22 protein-coding genes and 1 tRNA gene are annotated in these 21,336 nt (G+C 61.6%); 14 read left to right on the top strand and 9 right to left on the bottom strand.

Going from position 1 to position 21,336, the window contains the following annotated elements; genetic code table 11:
* Positions 1 to 24 precede the first annotated feature (24 nt).
* Positions 25 to 474: a hypothetical protein gene (locus CHC01_RS05615; RefSeq protein ID WP_170849625.1), complete on the bottom strand. Its 450-nt coding sequence runs from the start codon at positions 472 to 474 to the stop codon at positions 25 to 27.
* Positions 475 to 634: 160 nt separating this feature from the next.
* Positions 635 to 709: transfer RNA gene (locus tag CHC01_RS05610), tRNA-Gly, on the bottom strand.
* A 298-nt stretch (positions 710 to 1,007) separates the two neighbouring features.
* Here CHC01_RS05610 and trxA point away from each other — a divergent pair.
* From trxA to CHC01_RS05595, 3 genes are read left to right on the top strand one after another with little or no spacing between them, the layout of a single operon-like run.
* Positions 1,008 to 1,946, top strand: coding sequence for a thioredoxin (trxA, locus tag CHC01_RS05605; RefSeq protein ID WP_414716828.1), 939 nt, complete (start codon positions 1,008 to 1,010; stop codon positions 1,944 to 1,946).
* A gap of 30 nt (positions 1,947 to 1,976) precedes the next feature.
* Entirely contained in the window at positions 1,977 to 2,651 is a 675-nt protein-coding gene (locus CHC01_RS05600; protein WP_089263165.1) for an LON peptidase substrate-binding domain-containing protein, read from the top strand.
* A 47-nt stretch (positions 2,652 to 2,698) separates the two neighbouring features.
* Positions 2,699 to 2,899: a Trm112 family protein gene (locus tag CHC01_RS05595; RefSeq protein ID WP_068730204.1), complete on the top strand. Its 201-nt coding sequence runs from the start codon at positions 2,699 to 2,701 to the stop codon at positions 2,897 to 2,899.
* Between the two features lie 17 nt (positions 2,900 to 2,916).
* Here CHC01_RS05595 and CHC01_RS05590 read toward each other — a convergent pair whose 3' ends face one another.
* The 3 genes from CHC01_RS05590 to gstA are packed head-to-tail and all read right to left on the bottom strand — an operon-like array spanning position 2,917 to position 4,569.
* The gene (locus CHC01_RS05590; RefSeq protein WP_089263163.1) at positions 2,917 to 3,246 is read right to left on the bottom strand and encodes a DMT family transporter; all 330 of its coding nucleotides are present in this window, start codon (positions 3,244 to 3,246) and stop codon (positions 2,917 to 2,919) included.
* Positions 3,247 to 3,253: 7 nt separating this feature from the next.
* Positions 3,254 to 3,952, bottom strand: a complete 699-nt coding sequence (locus CHC01_RS05585) for a glutathione S-transferase family protein (protein WP_089263161.1) — start codon at positions 3,950 to 3,952, stop codon at positions 3,254 to 3,256.
* The gene (gene gstA, locus CHC01_RS05580) at positions 3,949 to 4,569 is read right to left on the bottom strand and encodes a glutathione transferase GstA (RefSeq protein WP_089263159.1); all 621 of its coding nucleotides are present in this window, start codon (positions 4,567 to 4,569) and stop codon (positions 3,949 to 3,951) included. The genes CHC01_RS05585 and gstA overlap by 4 nt, the downstream gene beginning before the upstream one ends.
* 102 nt (positions 4,570 to 4,671) lie before the next feature.
* Between gstA and CHC01_RS05575 the strand changes: the two genes are divergently transcribed.
* Positions 4,672 to 5,634 carry a LysR family transcriptional regulator gene (locus CHC01_RS05575; RefSeq protein WP_244558215.1) on the top strand — a complete coding sequence of 321 codons (963 nt, stop codon included), beginning with the start codon at positions 4,672 to 4,674 and terminating at the stop codon, positions 5,632 to 5,634.
* A 25-nt stretch (positions 5,635 to 5,659) separates the two neighbouring features.
* On the opposite strand, the gene CHC01_RS05570 is transcribed toward CHC01_RS05575, so the two are convergent.
* Entirely contained in the window at positions 5,660 to 6,880 is a 1,221-nt protein-coding gene (locus tag CHC01_RS05570) for a ubiquinone biosynthesis hydroxylase (protein ID WP_089263155.1), read from the bottom strand.
* Between the two features lie 142 nt (positions 6,881 to 7,022).
* Between CHC01_RS05570 and tesB the strand changes: the two genes are divergently transcribed.
* The 8 genes from tesB (at position 7,023) to CHC01_RS05530 (ending at position 16,685) form a co-directional block, all read left to right on the top strand.
* Positions 7,023 to 7,898 carry an acyl-CoA thioesterase II gene (tesB, locus tag CHC01_RS05565; RefSeq protein ID WP_089263153.1) on the top strand — a complete coding sequence of 292 codons (876 nt, stop codon included), beginning with the start codon at positions 7,023 to 7,025 and terminating at the stop codon, positions 7,896 to 7,898.
* 169 nt (positions 7,899 to 8,067) lie between these two features.
* Positions 8,068 to 8,406, top strand: coding sequence for a P-II family nitrogen regulator (locus CHC01_RS05560; protein ID WP_089263151.1), 339 nt, complete (start codon positions 8,068 to 8,070; stop codon positions 8,404 to 8,406).
* A 468-nt stretch (positions 8,407 to 8,874) separates the two neighbouring features.
* Entirely contained in the window at positions 8,875 to 9,213 is a 339-nt protein-coding gene (locus CHC01_RS05555; protein ID WP_068730208.1) for a P-II family nitrogen regulator, read from the top strand.
* Between the two features lie 54 nt (positions 9,214 to 9,267).
* Positions 9,268 to 10,707 carry an ammonium transporter gene (locus tag CHC01_RS05550; protein WP_089263149.1) on the top strand — a complete coding sequence of 480 codons (1,440 nt, stop codon included), beginning with the start codon at positions 9,268 to 9,270 and terminating at the stop codon, positions 10,705 to 10,707.
* Positions 10,708 to 11,000: 293 nt separating this feature from the next.
* Entirely contained in the window at positions 11,001 to 12,230 is a 1,230-nt protein-coding gene (locus CHC01_RS05545; protein ID WP_089263147.1) for an aminotransferase class I/II-fold pyridoxal phosphate-dependent enzyme, read from the top strand.
* Positions 12,231 to 12,268: 38 nt separating this feature from the next.
* The gene (locus tag CHC01_RS05540; protein WP_089263145.1) at positions 12,269 to 14,755 is read left to right on the top strand and encodes a DNA translocase FtsK; all 2,487 of its coding nucleotides are present in this window, start codon (positions 12,269 to 12,271) and stop codon (positions 14,753 to 14,755) included.
* Between the two features lie 193 nt (positions 14,756 to 14,948).
* Complete coding sequence (locus CHC01_RS05535) at positions 14,949 to 15,803, top strand: outer membrane lipoprotein carrier protein LolA (protein ID WP_349633095.1); 855 nt, start codon at positions 14,949 to 14,951, stop codon at positions 15,801 to 15,803.
* A gap of 66 nt (positions 15,804 to 15,869) precedes the next feature.
* Positions 15,870 to 16,685 (top strand): exodeoxyribonuclease III, encoded by an 816-nt coding sequence (locus tag CHC01_RS05530; RefSeq protein ID WP_089263141.1) that lies wholly within the window; start codon positions 15,870 to 15,872, stop codon positions 16,683 to 16,685.
* A gap of 6 nt (positions 16,686 to 16,691) precedes the next feature.
* Here CHC01_RS05530 and CHC01_RS05525 read toward each other — a convergent pair whose 3' ends face one another.
* Positions 16,692 to 17,141 carry a cyclic nucleotide-binding domain-containing protein gene (locus CHC01_RS05525; protein ID WP_089263672.1) on the bottom strand — a complete coding sequence of 150 codons (450 nt, stop codon included), beginning with the start codon at positions 17,139 to 17,141 and terminating at the stop codon, positions 16,692 to 16,694.
* A gap of 72 nt (positions 17,142 to 17,213) precedes the next feature.
* Positions 17,214 to 17,900, bottom strand: a complete 687-nt coding sequence (locus CHC01_RS05520; RefSeq protein ID WP_068730214.1) for a response regulator transcription factor — start codon at positions 17,898 to 17,900, stop codon at positions 17,214 to 17,216.
* Positions 17,901 to 18,149: 249 nt separating this feature from the next.
* Between CHC01_RS05520 and CHC01_RS05515 the strand changes: the two genes are divergently transcribed.
* Positions 18,150 to 18,659: a L,D-transpeptidase family protein gene (locus tag CHC01_RS05515; protein WP_414716827.1), complete on the top strand. Its 510-nt coding sequence runs from the start codon at positions 18,150 to 18,152 to the stop codon at positions 18,657 to 18,659.
* Positions 18,660 to 18,668: 9 nt separating this feature from the next.
* Here CHC01_RS05515 and CHC01_RS05510 read toward each other — a convergent pair whose 3' ends face one another.
* Entirely contained in the window at positions 18,669 to 19,397 is a 729-nt protein-coding gene (locus CHC01_RS05510) for a YggS family pyridoxal phosphate-dependent enzyme (RefSeq protein ID WP_089263137.1), read from the bottom strand.
* 75 nt (positions 19,398 to 19,472) lie between these two features.
* On the opposite strand from CHC01_RS05510, the gene CHC01_RS05505 reads away from it, so the two are divergent.
* Positions 19,473 to 21,170 carry a diguanylate cyclase domain-containing protein gene (locus CHC01_RS05505; RefSeq protein WP_089263135.1) on the top strand — a complete coding sequence of 566 codons (1,698 nt, stop codon included), beginning with the start codon at positions 19,473 to 19,475 and terminating at the stop codon, positions 21,168 to 21,170.
* Positions 21,171 to 21,336: the final 166 nt, after the last annotated feature.

Genomic DNA, 21,336 nt, shown 5'->3' with positions numbered 1-21,336 from the left:
ATCGCGCGATCACTGCTACGTTTTTTAAAGGCTACCCTTGGTGAGATAGCGCCAGGCCACGGCCAGCAAGATCAACCCGATGAAGATCAACGCGACCGGCAGCTTCTTCTTTTCGCGCGGGGGCGGTGGCGTGTTGGGCTTGATCCGGCGAAAGGGCGTGACGTTGTTATTGTTGTCGTCGGGCATTGGTCTTGATCTCGAAGCCGTCTTGATGATGGGCGCGATGCCGGTGCCGCCCATGCGGGAATAATAGCTGCGGTAGACAGTCTGGATGGTGGCTTCGGCCGCGGCTGGCTCGGATTGTTTGCCACGCGCCAGCAGCGCGAGATAGCCCGCATAGAATGTCTGGGCTTCCTGCGGCAGCGCGTCGAGGCTTTTCAGCTTCGCCATCATCACCCAGGTCGCAAAATCCGCCCGCGCCTCGTCATTGGCACGCTTGGCAATTTCCAGGTTGGAATCAGTGGTCGACGGCATCGTCAGTCTCGTACCCGCTTCGCCCGTGGATTGTCTGCCCAACGCCCGATGATTTCAAGCGATGCGGGGCGGATCTGCGTGCCTGCGGATCACAAACGACAAGGCCGCCGGACGGCGGCCTGTGATCGATAAAACTGATGCCAAAAAACCAGGAAAATTCTGGAGCGGGCGAAGGGATTCGAACCCTCGACCCCGACCTTGGCAAGGTCGTGCTCTACCACTGAGCTACACCCGCATCCGAGAAGACAGGCGGCGATTGCTCGCCGCCGACGCGCAGACCTATGCCAAATGCCGGTGGCGAATGCAACAGTTAGACTGCATCTCGGATCGCGGCGAGTTAATCGCGGTTTATGGCCCTTTGAGCCCGATTTTGCCCAGAAAATGGGTCAAAACAGCGAAATGTCGCCTCTCGGGTCGAATCGGTCCCTGCCGGACCTATTTCACCGGATTGCAAATTACTGTCACGGACGCCATTTAATCGCTCAGGCCATGCTAGAAGCAGCCAAATTTTTCAGACATCGAGCGAGGTTCACGTGACCATCATGGATCAGGGCGGCGCACAGGCGCCGCAGGCAGGTTCGACGCCGCAGGCAGCAACCGCTCTCATCAAGGACACGACCACCCGCACCTTCGTGCAGGACGTCATCGAGGAATCCAAACGCCAGCCGGTCCTGATCGACTTCTGGGCACCTTGGTGTGGTCCGTGCCGCCAGCTGACTCCTGTCATCGAAAAAGCCGTGACCGCCGCCAAGGGCAAGGTGAAGCTGGTCAAGATGAACATCGACGAGAATCCGGAGATTCCCGGCCAGATGGGCATCCAGTCGATCCCCGCCGTGATCGCCTTCGTCAACGGCCAGCCGGCCGATGGCTTCATGGGTGCGGTTCCGGAGAGCCAGGTCAATGCGTTCATAGACAAGCTGACAGCCGGCATGCCCGGCGCCGAGCCCACGGCAGCAGAACTGCTTCAGGAAGCCGAAGCGATTCTGGCTGAAGGCGATCCGGCCACCGCCGCTTCGATCTATGGCGAGGTGATTGCCGCCGATGCCGGCAATATCGCCGCCATTGCTGGCCTTGCCCGCTGTTACGTCGAGACCGGCGCCATCGAGCAGGCCAAGCAGACCCTTGAGCTCGTCCCGGTCGCGAAGCGTGAGGACGCTGCGGTCAAGGCCGTGCAGGCCAAGATCGATCTGGTCGAACAGGCCAGTGCGCTCGGTCCGGTCACCGAACTGGAACAGAAGGTCGCCGCGAATCCGCTCGACCATCAGGCCCGCTTCGACCTTGCGATCGCGCTCAATGGCGCCAATCAGCGCAGCGAGGCCACGGGTCACCTGCTTGAAATCGTCAAGCGTGATCGCAAATGGGATGACGACGGCGCCCGCAAGCAATTGATCCAGTTCTTCGACGCTTGGGGACCGACGGATGAGGCCACCGTTGACGGCCGCAGGCGGTTATCGACTATCCTGTTCTCGTAATTCTTCTCGTGTGACGAATCGGAACCGGACATGCCCATCAATGCCGACTATCGCGGGCCTGCCGAACTTCCCGAGGTGATCCCGGTCTTTCCGTTGCCGGGCGCACTGCTCCTGCCGCGTGGCCAGATGCCGCTGAACATTTTCGAACAGCGTTATCTGGCGATGATCGACGATTCGCTTCGCGACGGGCACCGGCTGATTGGCATGATCCAGCCCGATGCGGCGCATTCGCCGGATGAGGCCAAGCCGGCACTGTTCAAGGTCGGCTGTGTCGGGCGCATCACCCAGCTCGCCGAATCCGGTGACGGCCGCTACATCCTCGAACTGACCGGCGTTTCCCGTTTCGAAGTGGTGCGGGAACTCTCGGTGCTGACGGCATATCGGCAGTGCAAGGTCGACTACTTCCCCTTCATCGACGATTTCACCGCACGCAAGGGCGAAGACGATGTCGACCGGGCCGCGCTGCTCGCGGTGCTCACCGATTTCCTCAAGGCCAACAACCTGAAAGTGGATTGGGAAGGCATCGACAAGGCTCCCAACGAGGCCCTGGTGAACGCGCTGGCGATGATGTCGCCCTATGGTCCGCCAGAGAAGCAGGCGATGCTCGAAGCGCCCGATCTCAAGACCCGCGCCGAGATCCTGATCGCTGTCACTGAAATGGATCTGGCCAAGAAGCGCACCAGCGGCGACCCACCGCTGCAGTAATTCTGATAAATAACCATGATCAACGACCGCATCACCGGAGCGCACCCATGACCACACCGCCAATCGAGCGCGCCGAAAGCACCGTCGACGCCAAGCTGCTCGAGATTCTGGTGTGCCCGCTGACCAAGGGCCAACTCGAATTCGATGCCGCCCGCCAGGAGCTGATCTCGCGCCAGGCCAAGCTTGCTTATCCAATCCGCGATGGCATTCCGATCATGCTGCCGGAAGAAGCGCGGAAGATCGACTGAATTTCTGATGTGGCGGCTCATGCCGGCGCAAATCTCAAGGCGACGATTCCCGCGACGATGAGGGCGACCCCGCCGCCGCGCAGCAGAGTCATCGACTCGCCAAACAGCACGCTTCCGAACAGGACCGTCCCGGCTGCACCGATCCCGACCCATACCGCGTAGGCGGACCCCACCGGCAAAACCTCCAGAACCCGGCCGAGCAGATAGACGAACGCGGCGAGGAAGATCAGCGACAGGATGGTCCAGCCCAGGCGGGTGTAACCCGCGGCATATTTCATCGAGATCGCCCACGCCACATCGAGAAGCCCGGCCACGATCAGCAGCAGCCATGCGACACCCTGGCTCACGGTTGCCTCACGCTGCGATCTTGAGAAGATGAGCGTCCCGCTCAACGAGGAATGCACGCAGTCGGTCAGCGTAGTCGGCCGTGACGGCGTTCGCTACGCTCGGACGCCTGCGTAACGCTGCGCGCCATGCCCGAACCTTGGGTATTTGGGCGAAGACTTCCGTGTCAGCGATGGTATCGAACACATCGAAGTAGCGGAAGATTGGCGCGTAAACCGCATCGACCATACTGAAGTGCTGCCCCGCGAAAAACGGCGCTGCAGTTAGCACGTTCTCGATGCGACCGAATTTTCCAGCCAACATCTTCCGCTTCGCTTCATAGCCGTTCGCGTCGGTGGCCGTCTCAAATCCCCACAGATCCGTGAGGATCGACGAGCCGAACTCGATCCAGCCACGGTGCGTGGCTCGTTCGAGCGGATCGGATGGATGAAGCCGCACGCCTGTCTGCGTCTCTTCGAGATATTCGCAGACCACCGCACTCTCGAAGAGCACGGCGGTGTCGTTGCCGTCGCGTCGGACAAGCAGAAGCGGAACCTTGCCCAGCGGGGAGATCGCACCAAACCAGTCCGGCTTGTGCGCGAGATCGATATAGCGCCGCTCGAAACGGACACCCTTTTCAGCAAGCACGATGGCCGCTCGCTGCACGTAAGGGCAGAGATGATGGCTGACGAGCGTCAGTACTGGCGCGTCTGGTTGATCCACGGTCATACCTTTATTCTCTCGGCGCGCATGGCCTGCTGTACGGCGGGCCGCGCTTCGACGCGGGCCATGAAGTCGCGCAGATGCGGAAAGTTGGACAGATCCACCTTTGCAACGTTGGACCACCCGACGATCGTGAACAGATAGGCGTCGGCCGCTGTGAAGTTTTCTCCGAGCAGGAACGGCCCGCCCGCCGCCAGATGGCGTTCGACCGACGTCAGCCGCTCTGCGATCTTTGCACGTGCAACATCTCCCGCCTGCGCGCCATATTCGGGGTGAAACAGCCACGGGCTGAACATCTTGTGGAGTTCGGTGGCAATGAAGTTGAGCCAGGATTGCAGCTCGACACGCTGCTGTGTGCCCGCAGGTGGCACCAACCTGCTTTCGGGTTTGAGGTCCGCAAGGTATTGAACGATCGCGGTGCCCTCGGTCAGCACTGTCCCATCATCGAGCGCCAGCGCCGGCACATAGCCATTCGGGTTCACCGTCGAATAGTCGCTGCCCGCCTCGGTGACGTGGGGCGACTTCCGGATATCCACCCGCACGAGTTCAAGCGGGATACCCGCCTCGTTCGCAACAATGTGTGGCGAGAACGAACAGGTACCGGTGGCGTAATAGAGTTTCATGGTTGGATCTTTCATTGCATCCGTCGTGGGGGCGCTATCGCACCAGCAACGTAGCGCCCGCGCAAACGCAAGTCCCATTGGCATTTCGCCAGCGGCGCTTGCGTGACTGCAAGCAAACCCACTGCTATCTTCGTCAACATGGATGATTGGAACGAACTTCGGCTGGCGCTCGCCATCCAACGCGCGGGCAGTCTGACAGCGGCGGCGATAGCACTCGGCGTGGATCACTCCACGGCCTTCCGCCGCCTGAAAGCGTTGGAGGACAAGGTTGGTGTGCGGCTATTCGAACGACTTCCAGGCGGCGTCTATCAAGCGACGGAGGCCGGTGCGCGGATGGCTGCCGGCGCAGAGCGCATGGAGGACGAGGCACTGGCGCTTGATCGCGACATATCAGGTCGTGACCATCGTCTGTCCGGCCGTCTGACGATCACGTCGTCCGAGACACTGGCCTATAGCCGGCTGACGCCGCTTCTCGCCGCCTTCCAGCAGGCTCACCCCGGGATCGTCGTGGAGTTGGTGATCGACAACCGCGTGCTGAGCCTGTCGCGCCGCGAAGCCGACATCGCATTGCGCCCTATCCGTCCGAAAGAAGGCGATCTTTGGGGACGCAGACTGTCGGCCATCGCGTGGGGGCTCTATGCCGCCCCTGCCTATCTCGAGGCAATTGGCGGCCCGTTATCGAATCCATCCGAGATCGATCGCCATTCCTTGATCGGCTGGGAGGAAACAACATCAGGTATCGGGGCTGCCGACTGGCTGTCACGCGCCGCGCCATCGAACGCCTTCGTCTATCGGACGAACAGTCTGGTCAACCAGCTCATCGCAACGAAAGCCGGCATCGGGCTCGCGCTAATGCCGTGCTATCTCGCAGATCAGGACACTGGGGTGGCAAGAGCACTATCTGAGCCCCTCAAGGAACTTGAGGGTGAACTCTGGATCGTGACTCATGCGGATTTGAAGAATACGGCGCGCGTCAGAGCCTTCTTCGATCTCGTCGGCGAAGGATTGATCCGCGAGCGCCCACTGTTCGAAGGCGAGAAGAAGCAGACACCTTCCCCACGTTGAGCGGCATAACCGCATGACGTGCTGCCTACAGTGCCTCGCCCTTCAATAACCGCGGCACTTCGCCCGACAATCCCGCCGCCTGCTTGATGAACGCGCCCTTCAGCGGCGGCAAGCGATCGACGATGCCGAGACCGATGTCGCGGATGCTGCGCACGAATGGCAGATCGTTCGAGAACAGGACGTTGAGCACATTGGTGGCGACACCCATTGTCATGGTGTCGAAGCGGCGCCAGCGCTGGTAGCGCTCCAGCACATCGCTCTGGCCGAAATCCATCCCAAGACGTGCAGCGTCGACGATGGTCTCTGCCAATGCCGCGACATCCTTCAGACCCATATTGAGTCCCTGCCCCGCGATCGGATGGATCACGTGCGCAGCGTCGCCGATCAGCGCCAACCGTTCGCCGATGAAGGAGCGCGCGACGAAGTAGCCGAGCGGAAAGGCCCGCGGCTTGTCGAGCGCTTTGACCTCGCCAAGGTGCAGGCCGAACCGCTGCTCGAGCTCGGCATGGAATTCATCATCCGGCAAAGCGACGATGCGCGCGGCTTCCGCGCGCTTCTCGGTCCACACCAGCGACGAACGCTTGCCAGTCAAAGGCAGAATTGCAAACGGCCCGGCGGGCAGGAAGTGTTCTTCGGCACGTCCGTCATGATCGCGCTCATGGCCGACAGTGACGACGATACCGGACTGGTCATAATCCCAGCCATGGGTCGCGATGCCCGCACGCTCGCGCAGCTTCGAGCGCGCGCCATCGGCAGCGACAAGAAGAGCTGCCTCGATCACACTGCCATCCCCGAGCGTGACGCTGACACCGTCGGCCCGTGAATCGAATGTCGTCACCGCGGTCGCACGCAGGTCGACGCCCGCCGCTTCGGCGCGGATCACGAGTTCGTCGATCAACCGGCGATTCTCAACCATATGTGCGAACGGCTCGCCCGGCTCCACATGACCGCCGAAGGTTAGGAAGGTCGGACGGGTGGCGTCTTCCAGCTTGGAATCAGTAACGACCATGTCGAGGATCGGCTGGCTTTCGGCAGCCACGGCATCCCAGACACCGAGAGCATCGAACAGCCGCCGACAGGCAGCAACGATGGCCGTGGCACGCGGATCGCGGCTTGGCCGGTTCGCCAGCGCGGGATCGGCTACAATAATCGGCAGATCGGGGCCAAGCCCCTGGCGCAACGCCAAAGCCAGCGCCAGTCCGGCGAAGGCTCCGCCGCCGATGACAATGCCTCGTTGTGCCGCCATGATATCCGTTCTCGCTGTTGCCACGCGCTTATAGCTGGGCGAAACAGGATCGCGAAACAAGGGCGGCAATGGGACCGGGGCCTGCACGGCCAAGGTCTTGGTAAACCTCCCTTAATATTGCCGCTGAGCGAAAGATGCCGACATGTCCAAGAGCCTGATCGATCTGATCGATATCCTCGATCTCGAGACCATCGAGGTGAACATGTTCCGCGGGCGCAGCCCGAAAACGCGCTGGCAGCGGGTGTTCGGCGGCCAGGTGATCGGCCAGGCCATGGTGGCTTCGTGCCGCACCGTCGAAGGCCGCATGCCGCATTCGCTGCATTGTTATTTCATTCTGCCCGGCGACCCGCAGATTCCGATCGTCTACGAGGTCGAGCGCCTGCGCGACGGCAAGAGCTATTCGACCCGGCGTGTCACCGCGATCCAGCATGGCCACGCGATCTTCTCGATGATGGTGTCGTTCCACGCCGAGGAGGAGGACTCGTTCAACCACCAGGATCCGATGCCGGACGTGCCGCCGCCGGACAAGCTCACTGCGGAAGAGCTGTCGAAACATCCGATCATCGAGAAGATGCCCGATTTCATCCGCCGCTATTACGAGTCCGATCGCCCGATCGAGCTGCGTCCGGTGGAATTCCAGCGTTATGCTGGCGAGAAGATTCCGGAGGGGCGGATTAATTTCTGGATTCGTACCGCCGCAAAGCTGCCCGACGATCCGGCGCTCCATATGTGTGCGCTGGCCTATGCGTCGGACTTTTCGCTGCTCGATTCCATCATGGCCCGCTATGGCCGCACCTTGTTCGACGGTCAGGCGATGGCGGCCAGTCTCGATCACGCCATGTGGTTTCACCGCCCGTTCCGCGCCGACGAATGGCTGCTCTACAGCCAGGATTCGCCGAGCGCCCAGAACGGTCGCGGCCTCGCGCGCGGCCTGATCTTCAAGCCCGACGGCACGCTGGTGGCGACCGTGGCGCAGGAAGGCTCAGTGCGCGAGCGCCGCGAGAAGCCGGCGACGTAAGTTGCTCCGCTTCCAGCCATGAATCCCGCTTCGCCGTCATGGCGTGCAAACGGCCCGCCCCGAAGGCAGGGTCGTCGCCCAATTTCCACGCGCCATGCCAACGGGGATGGCATAAAGCTGTCTGATTGCGTAAGCAGGGTCGTACACCGCCCCCGAAGAGGAATCCTGCATGAAGCTCGTGGTCGCGATCATCAAACCCTTCAAGCTCGATGAAGTGCGTCAGGCTCTGACGGCCATCGGCGTCCACGGCATGACGGTGACCGAAGTGAAGGGCTATGGCCGGCAGAAGGGCCATACCGAGATGTATCGCGGCGCCGAGTATATTGTGAACTTCCTGCCCAAACTGCGCCTCGAAATCGCTGTGGCGTCCGACCTCGCGGCCAAGGCGGTCGAGGTCATCTCCACCGGAGCCCGGACCGGCCAGATCGGCGACGGCAAGATTTTCGTGACCCCGATTGACCACGCCCTGCGTATCCGCACCGGCGAGACCGACAGCGACGCGCTTTAGGCAATAGACCAGCGCCCCACGGGCTTTCAGCCAGAGCTGCTCTCAGTCCGCTCGAATACGCCCGAAGGGCTCTACGGCCTTGTCCGGGTTGAGCCCTGTCAATTCCACGCGCGCCAGTTGGAAGGCCTGCAGATTAGACAATTTCGAGTTTTTTGCCTCGTATTGACGTATTTGGACACCTCTGGGCTGCCCGCCGCCTAAGCAGGAATATGTCGAGAGCCTGTCATGCTTTCATTTTGGGCAGGATTGGCTAGAGTTTGGGCGCGACCGAATAGCGCACTCTGTCTCATCACGTGAGAAACGCGAAAAGCTGGGGATTCATAAACCGTTAGAGAATTCCGCCGATCTGGCACGGCATTTGATTCTATCTGGTCTGGCTGTGCCCGCGTAGTGAACTTCTCCGCGTGGTGAACCTCAGTCGAGATCGCCCGGTCGGTTTTCGGTCGGGCCCAAGCGGGGATAGGACCCATGAAAATTGTTATGGCGATCATCAAGCCATTCAAGCTTGAGGAAGTCCGTGATGCCCTGACCGCCATTGGCGTTCATGGTTTGACGGTGACGGAAGTCAAAGGATATGGCCGACAGAAGGGCCACACGGAAATTTATCGCGGCGCTGAATATGCGGTGAGCTTCCTGCCCAAGATCAAGATCGAGGTGGCTGTCGCTTCCGATCAGGTCGACAAAACCATCGAAGCCATCACCACCGCCGCCAAGACCGGCCAGATCGGCGACGGCAAGATCTTCGTCATCAACCTCGACCACGCGGTTCGCATCCGCACCGGCGAGGCCGATGCTGCAGCCCTCTAAGTCGAATTCCTCGGATTTCGCGCTCACCCATTCTTCAATCAGGAGTCAAACACAATGACGTTTAAGCGTCCCTCTGGCGCGGGATTGGCGGCACTCGCCGTTGGCCTGTTCGCCGCAACTGCGGCTTACGCCGATCCGACGGTCAACAAGGGCGATAACGCCTGGATGATGACCTCGACGGTGCTGGTTCTGTTGATGACCGTCCCCGGCCTCGCCCTGTTCTATGGCGGCCTCGTTCGTTCCAAGAACATGCTCTCTGTGTTGATGCAGGTCCTCTACACCGCTTGCATCGTGATGGTGATCTGGGCTCTCTACGGCTACAGCATCACGTTCACTGGCGGTTCGGCTTATATCGGTGGCTTCTCGAAGGCGTTCCTCGCCGGCGTGACGCCTGACTCGATGGCTGCTTCGTTCACCGCAGACGCCAACATCTCGGAACTCGTCTACTTCTGCTTCCAGATGACCTTTGCCGCCATTACCCCCGGCCTGATCGTCGGCGCCTTCGCAGAACGCACCAAGTTCGCCGCGATTGCACTGTTCATCCCGCTCTGGGTGACGTTGATCTACTTCCCGATCGCGCACATGGTCTGGTACTGGGCTGGTCCGGACGCCATCGTTGCAGCCGCCAAGGCTGTTGCGGCTGCGGCTCCCGATGCGAAGGCTGCGGCTCAGGCCAAGCTTGATGAAGTCATGGCCGATGCCGGACAGGTGTTCCTGTGGGGCGCTCTCGACTTCGCTGGCGGCACCGTCGTTCACATCAACGCCGGCATTGCTGGCCTCGTGGGCTGCCTGATCATCGGCAAGCGCACCGGCTACGGCAAGGAGCTGATGGCTCCGCACTCGCTGACCATGACCATGATCGGCGCGTCCCTGCTGTGGGTTGGCTGGTTCGGCTTCAACGTCGGTTCGAACCTCGAAGCCTCGGGCACTGCCGCTCTCGCGATGACCAACACCTTCCTCGCAACTGCGGTTGCGGCGATGGCCTGGATGTTCGCGGAGTGGATGACCAAGGGTCACCCGTCGCTGCTCGGCGCAGCATCGGGCGCGGTTGCCGGCCTCGTCGCCGTCACCCCGGCTTGCGGCTTCTCGGGCCCGATGGGCGCGATGGTTCTCGGTCTGGTCGCAGGCGTCGTCTGCCTGTTCTTCTGCACCGTCGTGAAGAACTCGCTCGGCTATGACGACTCGCTCGATGTGTTCGGCGTCCATTGCGTCGGCGGCATCATCGGCGCGCTTGGCACCGGTATCCTGGTCAACCCGGCCCTCGGCGGCACGGGCGTCATGGACTACGTCGCCGGTAAGATCGGCGACTACGACATGGTCACCCAGATGATCGCGCAGTGTAAGGCTGTCGCGACCACGTTGGTGTGGTCAGGCGTCGGTTCGGCGATCCTGTTCAAGGTCGTCGACGTGATCGTCGGTCTCCGCGTCAATGTTGAAGTCGAGCGCGAAGGCCTCGACGTCACCGAGCACACCGAACGCGCCTACAACATGTAAGCGTCACGAGCATCCCGGATCATCGGTCCGGGATGCTCACAAAGGGATCGGTTGGGGCACTACCCGGCAATGTCCCAACCGTCGAAGGGCTCCAGCGCAAGCTGGGGCCTTTCACTTTTTGGGGGCCATTCTGATCCCCGCGTAGGCCTGGACGGCCGCCGAACACGTGATAGCAAGGCCGGCCCCTCGATGGTTAATCGCGTCTTAACCTCGCCGTATCTATGGTGGTTTGATCTCGTTTCGGCCGATCTCATGGGGCGATCGGCTGCCTTGAAAGTACTGGCGTTTTCCTGATGGCACTCACCGCTCCTCCTTCCGCGGCGCAAGGCGCTGGCAGCCGGACCTCGGCTGGGCCCGATGGCGAGCGTTCGCCGTTTGCGCGGTTGACGGAATTGCTGGCGCCGTATCAGCCCGGCCAACCGCTGATCACACTGTCATTGGGCGAACCGCAGCACCCGGTGCCGGATTTCGTTGGGCCGGTCCTCGCCAAACACATCGCCGATTTCGGCCGCTATCCGATCGCCAAGGGCATTGAGCCGTTCCGCCGCGCCGCCGCTACGTGGATGGGTACGCGCTTCAATCTCCCGCGCGCCCTCGATCCGGAAACCGAAGTGCTGGTGCTGAACGGCAGCCGTGAAGGCCTGTTCTTCGCCGCGATCACGGCCGCGCGCTTTGTCGGCCCGCGCAAAGGCACGCCGGCGATCCTGCTGCCAAATCCGTTCTATCCAGCCTACGGCGCCGGTGCGCGCGCCGCGGGTTGCGAGCCGATCTTCATGCCGACCACAGTGACCAACGGTTTCCTTCCCGATCTCGACGCGCTCGATGAAGCGACGCTGGCACGCACGGTCGCGATGTACGTCGCATCGCCGGCCAATCCGCAAGGCGCCGTCGCGACGCCCGCTTACTTCAAGAAGCTGCACGACCTCGCGCTGCGCTACGGTTTCATCGTGCTGTCCGACGAATGCTATTCGGAAATCTACACACAGGCCGCGCCCGGCAGCATGCTGGCGTCAGCCGGAGCCGACTATGCCAATGTCGTTGCGTTCCAGTCGCTGTCAAAGCGCTCGAACCTACCTGGCATGCGCGTCGGCTTCGTCGCCGGCGACAAGAAGTTCCTGAGCGCGTTTCACGAATTGCGCAACGTGGCCGCGCCGCAGGTGCCGGTACCGCTGCAGCAGGTCGCGGTTGCCGCCTATAGCGACGAAGCACATGTGGAAGAGAATCGCAGGCTCTACCGCCTGAAGTTCGATCTTGCGGATCAGATCCTCGGCAATCGCTACGGCTACAAGCGCCCGGCCGGCGGCTTCTGTCTGTGGCTCGATGTCTCCGCATATGGCGGCGACGAAGAGGCAGCCGTGAGACTGTATCGCGATGGCGGCGTGCGCGTGGTGCCCGGAAGTTATCTGGCGCGCCCGCAGGCCGACGGCAGCAATCCCGGCGCCGGCTATATTCGTTTGGCCATGGTGCAGGACAGTGAAACGACAGCCGAGGCTTTGCATCGGCTGGTGAAGATTTTGAATTGAAGATCCTGGATTGATGCAGGGCGCATGAGCACTCCGGTATGAGCACCACGATCGAACGCGTCATTCCTCTGGTCGGTCATCTGCCCGCGTCGATTCGCGAGATGCTGGGACGACGGCTGCGCGAACTCGCCGGCTTCGGTCTGGTCTGCGCTGCGGGTGTCGCAGCGGCAGCGATGATGACGTGGTCGGTGCAGGACCCGAGCCTGAGCCATGCCACCTCGCGTGCGATCCGCAATGTCGCCGGTTATCCCGGCGCGATCGGTGCCGATCTGTTGATGCAGATCCTCGGCCTCGGCGCGATCATGATGATTCTCACCATCGCCGTCTGGGGCTGGCGGATGATGACGCATCGGCATTTCGATCGCGAAGCGCTGCGTATCGGTTGCTGGGTCCTTTGCACCATCATCGCATCAGGTTTTGCCAGCTGCTGGCAGCATGGCGGGTCGTGGCCGCTGCCGACCGGCGTCGGTGGTGTGGTCGGCGACGCGCTGTTTCGCGCGCCCGCGGTAGTCTTCGGTCCCGTCGGCTTCATCTATCGATTCGTCCTCGGCTTTATTCTCTGCGCGGCGATGATCGTGACCTTCTTCATCGCCTGCGGTTATGGCGCACAGGCGAAGGAAGAGTTTGCCGAGATCGACATCGAGGAAGACGACGAGCCATTCGAGGAAGACGAAACCCGCGATCGCAGCTCGATCTCGGTCTCGCTTGGCTGGGCCGCGCATGCCGTGATGAGCGCGAAGGCGCGTCTCGGCCGGTTGCTCTCGCTGGTCTACGGCAAGATGGTTGCGAGCGAACCCAAGGCGCGCGCGGCATCCTTCGAGCGTCAGGAACCCAATCTCGGCGGTCGCCGCAACAGTCCCTCTATCGCGCCGCATGACGAAGACGAGAGCGGTCACGACGAGGACGAAGAGCAGGACTACGAGGAAGAAGAAGAGGAAGAGGAGCCCGCCCCGAAGGCGCGCAAGAAATCCTCGGCCAAGGAGCCGGTGCGCAAATCCAACGGCAAGTTCGAACTGCCCTCCGTCGGCATGCTCACCGCGCCGAAGGCCGCGGATCGCAAGCCGCTCAGCAAGGCCGAACTCGAAGCCAATTCGCGCGCGCTGGAAGGCGTGCTGCAGGACTTCGGCGTGCGCGGCGAAATCGTCAAAGCCAATCCCGGCCCCGTCGTCACGCTGTACGAACTCGAACCCGCACCCGGCATCAAGTCGTCGCGCGTGATCGGCCTTGCCGACGACATCGCACGCTCCATGAGCGCGCTGTCTGCCCGCGTCGCCGTCGTCCCCGGTCGCAACGCCATCGGCATCGAGCTGCCGAACCAGCATCGCGAAAACGTCTACTTGCGCGAACTCCTGACCGTGCAGGACACCAATGACGGCAGCATCAAGCTGCCGCTCTGCCTCGGCAAGAATATCGGCGGCGAGTCCATCATCATCGATCTTGCGCGCACCCCGCATATGCTGATCGCCGGTACCACCGGTTCGGGCAAATCAGTCGCGATCAACACCATGATTCTCAGCCTGGTCTACCGGCTGCGGCCGGATCAGTGTCGCCTGATCATGGTCGATCCGAAGATGCTCGAACTCTCCGTCTATGACGGCATCCCGCATCTGCTGACGCCCGTCGTGACCGATCCGAAGAAGGCCGTGGTCGCACTGAAATGGGCTGTGCGCGAGATGGAAGAGCGCTACAAGCGCATGGCCAAGCTCGGCGTCCGCAATATCGACGGCTACAATGCGCGCCTCGTGGAAGCCAAGGCCAAGGGCGAGGAGCTCTCGCGCACCGTTCATACCGGCTTCGACAAGGAAACCGGCAAGGCGATCTACGAGGAAGAGAAACTCGATCTCGCGCCGTTGCCCTATATCGTCATCATTGTCGACGAAATGGCCGACCTGATGATGGTCGCCGGCAAGGATATCGAAGGCCTGGTGCAGCGTCTCGCGCAGATGGCACGCGCCGCCGGTCTCCACGTCGTCCTCGCGACGCAGCGTCCGTCGGTGGACGTCATCACCGGCACGATCAAGGCCAACTTCCCGACGCGCATTTCCTTCCAGGTCACGTCGAAGATCGACAGCCGCACCATCCTGGGCGAGATGGGCGCCGAGCAACTGCTCGGCCGCGGCGACATGCTCTATATGGCTGGCGGCGGTCGCATCTCGCGCGTACACGGTCCTTTCGTGTCGGACGAGGAAGTCGAGAAGGTGGTGCGCCACCTGAAGACGCAGGGCGAGCCCGAATATCTCGAGGCGGTCACCGCCGAAGAACCGGAAGAGGGCGAGGACGGCGCGGTATTCGATTCGACCGGCATGGGTGCCGATGGCGGTGGTGGCGATCTGTTCCAGCAAGCCGTTGCCATCGTGAAGCGCGACCGGAAGGCGTCGACCAGCTACATCCAGCGCCGGCTGCAGATCGGTTACAATCGCGCAGCGTCGTTGATAGAGCGCATGGAAAATGAAGGCATCGTCGGTCAGCCCAACCATGCCGGTAAACGCGAGATTCTGATCGAAGAAGAAGAAAGCGGGTTCTGAGAGTTTGACCCCGCCGATGGACAATCCCGCTTTTGAGTCGCGAAATCGCCACAGCTCCGGGTTAGCGCCTGCGCTGGCGGCGCCAGCCGCGGCGGGGGCGCAAGAGACCACCGGCCGGACCGCAAAACCGGTACCCATTCTGACGCAAAGCGCGGTAAAATGCGCCGAACCCGCCGAGCAGGACGACGCCTTGATGAGACGCCCGACCCATCACGCCGCAGACCGGTCTTTCCTGCGCATCGGCGCAGCCGGCCTCGTCGCGACGTTTGTCGCCGCCATTGTGGCGCCCTCGGCCTATGCCCAGTCAATCCCATTGCCGCGACCTGCACCGCAGGCGCGCAGCAATGGCAGTTTTCAGATGTCGGCCTCCGAGCCCCAGGCCGTTCGGCCGCCGGTTGCAATCGCACCCAAGACATCGGCGACGACATCCACGCCACCGAATCCAATCATTCCGGATCCGCGCCGCAACGTTCCCGCCAGCATTTTCATGAGCTTCGACGCCAATCAGAAGGCGCAGGCGAGCAAGGTCAGCAGCTATCTGTCATCGCTCAGCAATCTGAGCGGTAACTTTGTTCAGGTGGGCCCGGACGGCAGCCGTACCACCGGTGATTTCTTCATCCAGAAGCCCGGCAAGGTCCGTTTCGAATATGATGCGCCGACGACCATCGCCATGGTGTCCGACGGCCAGTCGCTCGCCGTCCGCGATTCCAAGCTGGCAACCCAGGACATCTACCCGCTGTCGCAGACACCGTTGCGCTATCTGCTGTCCGATCGCATCGATCTGATGAAGGACACCAATGTGGTCGCCGTCAGCGCTGACGACCTCTATACGTCGGTGACCATTGAGGAAAAGAACGCGCTGGTCGGCACTTCGCGCCTGATGCTGATGGTCGGCACCAAGGATGGACAGCTCAAGCAGTGGACCGTCACCGACCCGCAGGGCTATGACACCACGGTCGCGATCTACAATCTCGATACCGCGAAAAAGCCCGACCCGGGGCTGTTCAAGATCGACTTCACCAAGTATCCCACCAGCGGCGCGAATTAGTTTTCGCTGTAGGTGATGCCCTCATGATGAGCAGGCGCGCTTGCGCCGTCTCACCATCGGATTTCCATGCGTTTTTCCCTGACCACCTGGAATATCAATTCGGTGCGATTGCGCATCGACCTTGTCGCCAAGTTTCTCGAAGAGATGCAGCCGGATGTGCTGTGTCTGCAGGAAACCAAGTGCCCGGACGGTGCCTTTCCGCTCAAGCGCTTCAAACAGCTCGGCTATGACCATGTCGTGCTGAACGGGCAGAAGGGTTATCACGGCGTCGCCATCGTCTCGAAACTTCCATTCGAGAGCAGCGACATCCGCGTGTTCTGCAACAATCTGGACTCACGCCACATCTCGGTATCGTTCGGCGAAAAGGCCGGCATGGCCGTGCCGCTGATCGTGCATGATTTCTATGTGCCTGCCGGCGGCGACGTACCGGATCCGGACGTGAATGCGAAGTTCGCGCACAAGCTCTCGTTCCTCGACGAGATGAAGACCTGCGAGCCGCTGCATCCGCGCGGCGATGCGCGTCACATCCTGGTCGGCGATCTCAATGTGGCACCGCATGAGAATGACGTGTGGTCGCACAAGCAGATGCTGAAAATCGTGTCGCATACGCCGATCGAGTGCGAAAAGCTGCTCGCCGTGCAGAGCGAAGGCAACTGGATCGACGTCGCGCGCGAACGCATTCCCCTGTCGGAGAAGATCTACACGTGGTGGAGCTACCGCGCCGCCGACTGGGCGGCGTCGAATCGCGGCCGCCGCCTCGATCACATCTGGGTGTCGTCCGCGCTAAAAGATTCGATCCGCGACTTCACCGTCACGTCAGATGCACGCGGCTGGGAGCGACCATCGGATCACGTACCGGTCACGACGGTGCTGGAGCTTTGATATCAGTTACTGGCTGAGCTTGGCGCCGATCAGCGTCACGTCGCTGGCGAGCTGACTGACGCGAGTCGCCATGTCGTCACGCAGACGGCGCGCGGCCGCGGGATCGCTGTCAAGCACGCGCTGAAACAGGCTGCGTGTGATCCGGATCGTGCTGGAATATTCCGTGGCGACCGCCGTCGAGGGCCGCTGCATCGCCACCAGTAATGCAAGTTCGCCCATCAATGTGCCGGGGCCTGCGATCACTTCATGATCGCTGCCGTCGTCGAGGCTGATGCGGAATGCGCCGTTCTGGACGACGTAGCCGCAATCGGCATCGTCGCCCTGCCGAAACAACACCGAGCCCCGCGCAAATTCCTGCTGCTCGGAACCGATCGCGATCACGCGCAAAGCGGCGATACCCAACAGGCGCAATGTCGGGACGCGCTCAAGCAGGGCTACATCATCATCGATCGACATGCAGAACCGTGTGATCGGGACGCGCAAAGGAGGATACCGAACAGCTAATGGCGAATCGGCTCCCGAATCGTATCACGGCACCAACTTGTAGCCACCGGCTTCCGTCACCAGGATTTCAGGATTGGCGGCGTCCTTCTCGATCTTCTGACGCAGCCGATAGATGTGCGTTTCCAGCGTGTGCGTGGTGACGCCGGAATTGTAGCCCCAGACTTCCTGCAGCAACGTCTCGCGCGACACCGGCAACTGCCCGGCGCGGTACAGGAAGCGCAGGATCGCCGTTTCCTTCTCGGTCAGGCGGACCTTCTTGGCATTGGCACCGGTGAGCATCTTGGAGCCAGGCCGGAAGCTATAGGGACCGACGGTGAAGACGGCATCTTCGCTGGCTTCGTGCTGACGGAGCTGCGCACGAATACGCGCCAACAGCACAGCAAAGCGGAATGGCTTGGCGACATAATCATTGGCGCCGGATTCCAGACCGAGAATGGTGTCGGAATCGGTGTCATGCCCGGTCAGCATGATGATCGGCGCCTTGAAGCCACCCTTGCGCAGGCTGCGCACGACTTCGCGACCGTCCGTGTCGGGCAGGCCGACATCCATCAGCACCAGATCGGGGGAATTGGCCTTGGCTGCAGTAGCGCCCTTGGCGCCGGTGTCGACAGCGGAGGCCTCGAACTCTTCGTGCAGCGACAGCTGCTCGACCAGCGCCTCGCGCAAATCAGTATCGTCATCCACGATCAAGATCTTGCGGGCATTGGGCATTGCGACAATCCTTTGAACGGCTGCGGCGGAGCGTTGTTCGCCGCGCTGAAACAGTGGGCCAGAAATCGTGACAGGCTTCGCCGTTACTGCATATTCTAGCGCAAAATCAGCGACATTCCCGGCGAATGTACTGCTGCAGCGCGAAATAGAACATTTGCGGTAAATAGCAAGGCGGAGTTCGCGATTCGGATGGGAAGTCTCGTTATTTCAGACACTTATCGAACAAGCTTGCGTGATCGACCGCTAACTATGGTTCACATTCGCGCGTCAGCCGGAGACAGACTCCGTGGATGGCTGACGACCGATCACGCAACCATACCCGTCGCGCTCGGCCGCGGCGGAATCAAGGCGAACAAACGCGAAGGAGATGGCGGAACGCCGCTTGGGACGTTTCGCCCCATCCGCCTATGGTGGCGAGCCGACCGCAATCCACGTCCGCGTAGCTTTCTGCCGATCCGCCCCATCACGCCGATGGATGGCTGGTGCGAGGATCCGTCTGATCGGCACTACAATCGGCCTGTGCGGCTCGATCGTGGTCATGACGGCGACCGACTGGCCCGCGAGGATCATCTCTACGATTTCATCATCGAGATTGACCAGAACACCCGGCCGCGGATCGCCGGACGGGGGAGCGCGGTGTTCCTGCATCTGGCGCGCCCAAAATTCGCGCCGACCGCGGGCTGCGTGGCCATGACCAAGCCAGCCATGCTGCGGCTGCTGGCCCGGATCGGACCGAAGACGAAGATCGTTATCGGCTAGGCCTCTGGCCTAGCGACGTCCGAAAATCGCCGAGCCGACGCGCACATGAGTTGCGCCGAACTGGATGGCGATGGCGAAGTCGGCGCTCATTCCCATGGATAATTGCGTGAGCCCGTTGCGTGCAGCGATCTTCGCTGTCAGCGCGAAATGCGGTGCCGGCGCATCGTTAACCGGCGGAATGCACATCAGTCCGGAAATCGTCAGCCCATAGGTATCGCGGCAACGCGCCAGGAAATCATCAGCCTCGCCCGGCGCGATACCGGCCTTTTGCGGCTCCTCACCGGTGTTGAGCTGTACGAAGAGCTGCGGCGTCCGCTGCTGCGCCTTCATCTCCTTGCTTAACGCTTCGCAAATGCTCGGTCGATCGACCGAGTGAATCGCATCGAACAAGGCGACCGCTTCCTTGGCCTTGTTGGACTGCAAAGGCCCTATCAAATGCAACGCAATCGCGGGTTGAGTGGCGATTAACGCCGGCCATTTGGATTTTGCCTCCTGGACGCGATTTTCGCCGAACACACGCTGACCGGACTGGATCACGGGCGCAATTGCGTCAGCCTCGAACGTCTTCGACACCGCGATCAACGTCACAGAACTGCGGTCCCGCCGCGCTTCGTTACATGCGCGGAAGATATCGTACTCGACCGAAGCGAGTCCGTCGGTTGGTAAAGAAGACGTTACGCCCGACGACTCTTGCACGGATTTATTTTCAACCAAGGCGCGAACTTTCTTGAGATCCATTGCAGTTTAACGAATCCGGGAAAGGCTTTTTGAAGGCTTTGGAGTACCTATGTCCGCGGGGCTTAGGGATCGAAGATGTCACGCATCGGTATTAACCGCAATAAAGCGAGGCTTAGGGGAGCTCTCGGTATTCGCGCTCGACTGGTCCTGTTGGCCCTCATTCTGGTCGGGCCATTGATGGCGGAGCGAATTCGCTCACTCGATGCGACGCGTACCCACCAGATCGCGACGGCCGCGCGTGATTTCGCTGGTGTCGCCCAGCACAGCGCCGATGCACAGCGCGAAGTTTTCGCCTCGATCGAGGCCGTGCTGAAATCATCCGCCTACATCTATACGTCGGCCGCTCAGGTGAATCGGAGCTGCGCCATTATGCGGGCGAGCCTCCGCGGCGATATGCCGTGGCTGCGCAGCCTGACGGTGGCCGGTGCGGATGGCATCGCCATGTGCTCGACCTGGCCGGAAGTCATCGAGCAGAGATTCGATTTCAGCGATCGCCCCTATTTCAAGAAAGCGATAGCGACCGGTGAGTTTGTCGTCAGCGATTATCTGTTCAGCCGCTTGACGAACCAGCCGACAGTGATGGCTGCCTATCTCGCACCGGGCCTGACTAAGGACGACGATGCCGTGGTACTGGCGGCGGTGAATCTCGACTGGATGTCGAAGATCATGGGCAATCTCGGCGACCGGCCCGGTGTCACGACACTGCTGGTCGATCATGCCGGCACCGTGCTTGCAGCGCCGCCGACAAACGCCAGCGCGATCGGTCGGCCGATGGAAGACCTTGCTCTATTGCCGATGATCGAAGCGCATCTGCGCAATACGGATAAGCAGACCGGTTCGCTGTCATTCAGCGCCAGTGACGGTTCACAGCGCACCGTATCATTCGCGACAATCCCCGGTACCGGCGCGCAATTGATCGTCAGCATCGACGAGGCCCGAGTCTCGGCGGTTGCCGATCGCGAAATCCGCACCGCCTATTTGCAGCTCGCTTTCGTTTGCCTGTTCGTTCTGCTTGGTGCGCTGGTGGTTGCGGAGCGACTGATCATCAAGCCGATCCAGATGATGGAGACCATGGCGCAGCGCTTCGGTCGCGGCGACTGGTCGGCCCGCGTAGCGCGGAACAAGCTGCCGGCCGAGTTCGTACCGCTGGCACGCGCATTTTACGGCATGGCGGCGCAGTTGCGTGGTCGCGAACGCGAATTGCGCGCCAGCAACGAGCAGCTCACGGTGCTTGCCTCCATCGACATGCTGTCTGGCCTTGCCAATCGGCGCGGCTTCCAGAGCCGCCTCGATTTCGAATGGCTGAAGGCCCAGCAATCCGGCGACCATCTGACGCTGCTGATGATCGACGTCGATCACTTCAAACTCTTCAACGACACCTATGGCCATCCCGAAGGCGATGCTTGCCTGGCGCGCGTCGGCGAAGCTCTCTCCAGCCTGGCCGATCGCTGCTCGGGCTTTGCCGGACGCTATGGCGGCGAGGAATTCTGCCTGCTGCTGCCGGGCACCGAGGTCGCCCGCGGCGTCCAAATCGGCGAAATGGTACGCGCGGCAATCTGGAACCTGGCGGTCTCCCATGCCACCAGCGCACATCAGCGGGTCACGGTCAGTGTCGGCGTGGCCTCGACGATGCCAGCTACGCTGGAGACGGCGAACGATTTGATCGAGGCAGCCGATGCCTCGCTCTACGCCGCCAAACGGCGTGGCCGCAACACCGTGGTGGAGCACGGCTTCGTCCGGGCATATGGCACGGCTGTGTCGCTGGCGGGGTGAGACTGCGGGCCCGCCCCTGGTCCCGTTTCTTGTCTTAAACCATTGACCTAACGCGGCCTTTTATGGCCTAGTCCCCGGCCTCAAGCGCGAATTCAGCCCGAGCAAGCACCGGTTTGCGACCTCGTTCGCGCGTCCATGATCTGAGAAGCGCTCGAACCGGCCGGCG

The sequence above is a fragment of the Tardiphaga sp. OK246 genome, from assembly GCF_900188215.1.
Lineage (GTDB): Bacteria > Pseudomonadota > Alphaproteobacteria > Rhizobiales > Xanthobacteraceae > Tardiphaga > Tardiphaga robiniae.
Note: the sequence above shows the minus strand (reverse complement) of the source record. Positions and strands in the feature narration are given on the sequence as shown.

What these genes read in the sequence shown, in the direction of transcription:
- CHC01_RS05555 (WP_068730208.1), top strand. Translation starts at nt 8,875, where the DNA reads ATGAAAATTGTTATGGCGATCATCAAGCCATTCAAGCTTGAGGAAGTC.
- CHC01_RS05540 (WP_089263145.1), top strand. Translation starts at nt 12,269, where the DNA reads ATGAGCACCACGATCGAACGCGTCATTCCTCTGGTCGGTCATCTGCCC.
- CHC01_RS05535 (WP_349633095.1), top strand. Translation starts at nt 14,949, where the DNA reads ATGAGACGCCCGACCCATCACGCCGCAGACCGGTCTTTCCTGCGCATC.
- CHC01_RS05560 (WP_089263151.1), top strand. Translation starts at nt 8,068, where the DNA reads ATGAAGCTCGTGGTCGCGATCATCAAACCCTTCAAGCTCGATGAAGTG.
- CHC01_RS05550 (WP_089263149.1), top strand. Translation starts at nt 9,268, where the DNA reads ATGACGTTTAAGCGTCCCTCTGGCGCGGGATTGGCGGCACTCGCCGTT.
- gstA (WP_089263159.1), bottom strand. Translation starts at nt 4,569, where the DNA reads ATGAAACTCTATTACGCCACCGGTACCTGTTCGTTCTCGCCACACATT.
- CHC01_RS05570 (WP_089263155.1), bottom strand. Translation starts at nt 6,880, where the DNA reads ATGGCGGCACAACGAGGCATTGTCATCGGCGGCGGAGCCTTCGCCGGA.
- CHC01_RS05600 (WP_089263165.1), top strand. Translation starts at nt 1,977, where the DNA reads ATGCCCATCAATGCCGACTATCGCGGGCCTGCCGAACTTCCCGAGGTG.
- CHC01_RS05510 (WP_089263137.1), bottom strand. Translation starts at nt 19,397, where the DNA reads ATGGATCTCAAGAAAGTTCGCGCCTTGGTTGAAAATAAATCCGTGCAA.
- CHC01_RS05515 (WP_414716827.1), top strand. Translation starts at nt 18,150, where the DNA reads ATGGTTCACATTCGCGCGTCAGCCGGAGACAGACTCCGTGGATGGCTG.
- CHC01_RS05615 (WP_170849625.1), bottom strand. Translation starts at nt 474, where the DNA reads ATGCCGTCGACCACTGATTCCAACCTGGAAATTGCCAAGCGTGCCAAT.
- CHC01_RS05585 (WP_089263161.1), bottom strand. Translation starts at nt 3,952, where the DNA reads ATGACCGTGGATCAACCAGACGCGCCAGTACTGACGCTCGTCAGCCAT.
- CHC01_RS05530 (WP_089263141.1), top strand. Translation starts at nt 15,870, where the DNA reads ATGCGTTTTTCCCTGACCACCTGGAATATCAATTCGGTGCGATTGCGC.
- CHC01_RS05520 (WP_068730214.1), bottom strand. Translation starts at nt 17,900, where the DNA reads ATGCCCAATGCCCGCAAGATCTTGATCGTGGATGACGATACTGATTTG.
- CHC01_RS05505 (WP_089263135.1), top strand. Translation starts at nt 19,473, where the DNA reads ATGTCACGCATCGGTATTAACCGCAATAAAGCGAGGCTTAGGGGAGCT.
- CHC01_RS05545 (WP_089263147.1), top strand. Translation starts at nt 11,001, where the DNA reads ATGGCACTCACCGCTCCTCCTTCCGCGGCGCAAGGCGCTGGCAGCCGG.
- CHC01_RS05525 (WP_089263672.1), bottom strand. Translation starts at nt 17,141, where the DNA reads ATGTCGATCGATGATGATGTAGCCCTGCTTGAGCGCGTCCCGACATTG.
- tesB (WP_089263153.1), top strand. Translation starts at nt 7,023, where the DNA reads ATGTCCAAGAGCCTGATCGATCTGATCGATATCCTCGATCTCGAGACC.
- CHC01_RS05595 (WP_068730204.1), top strand. Translation starts at nt 2,699, where the DNA reads ATGACCACACCGCCAATCGAGCGCGCCGAAAGCACCGTCGACGCCAAG.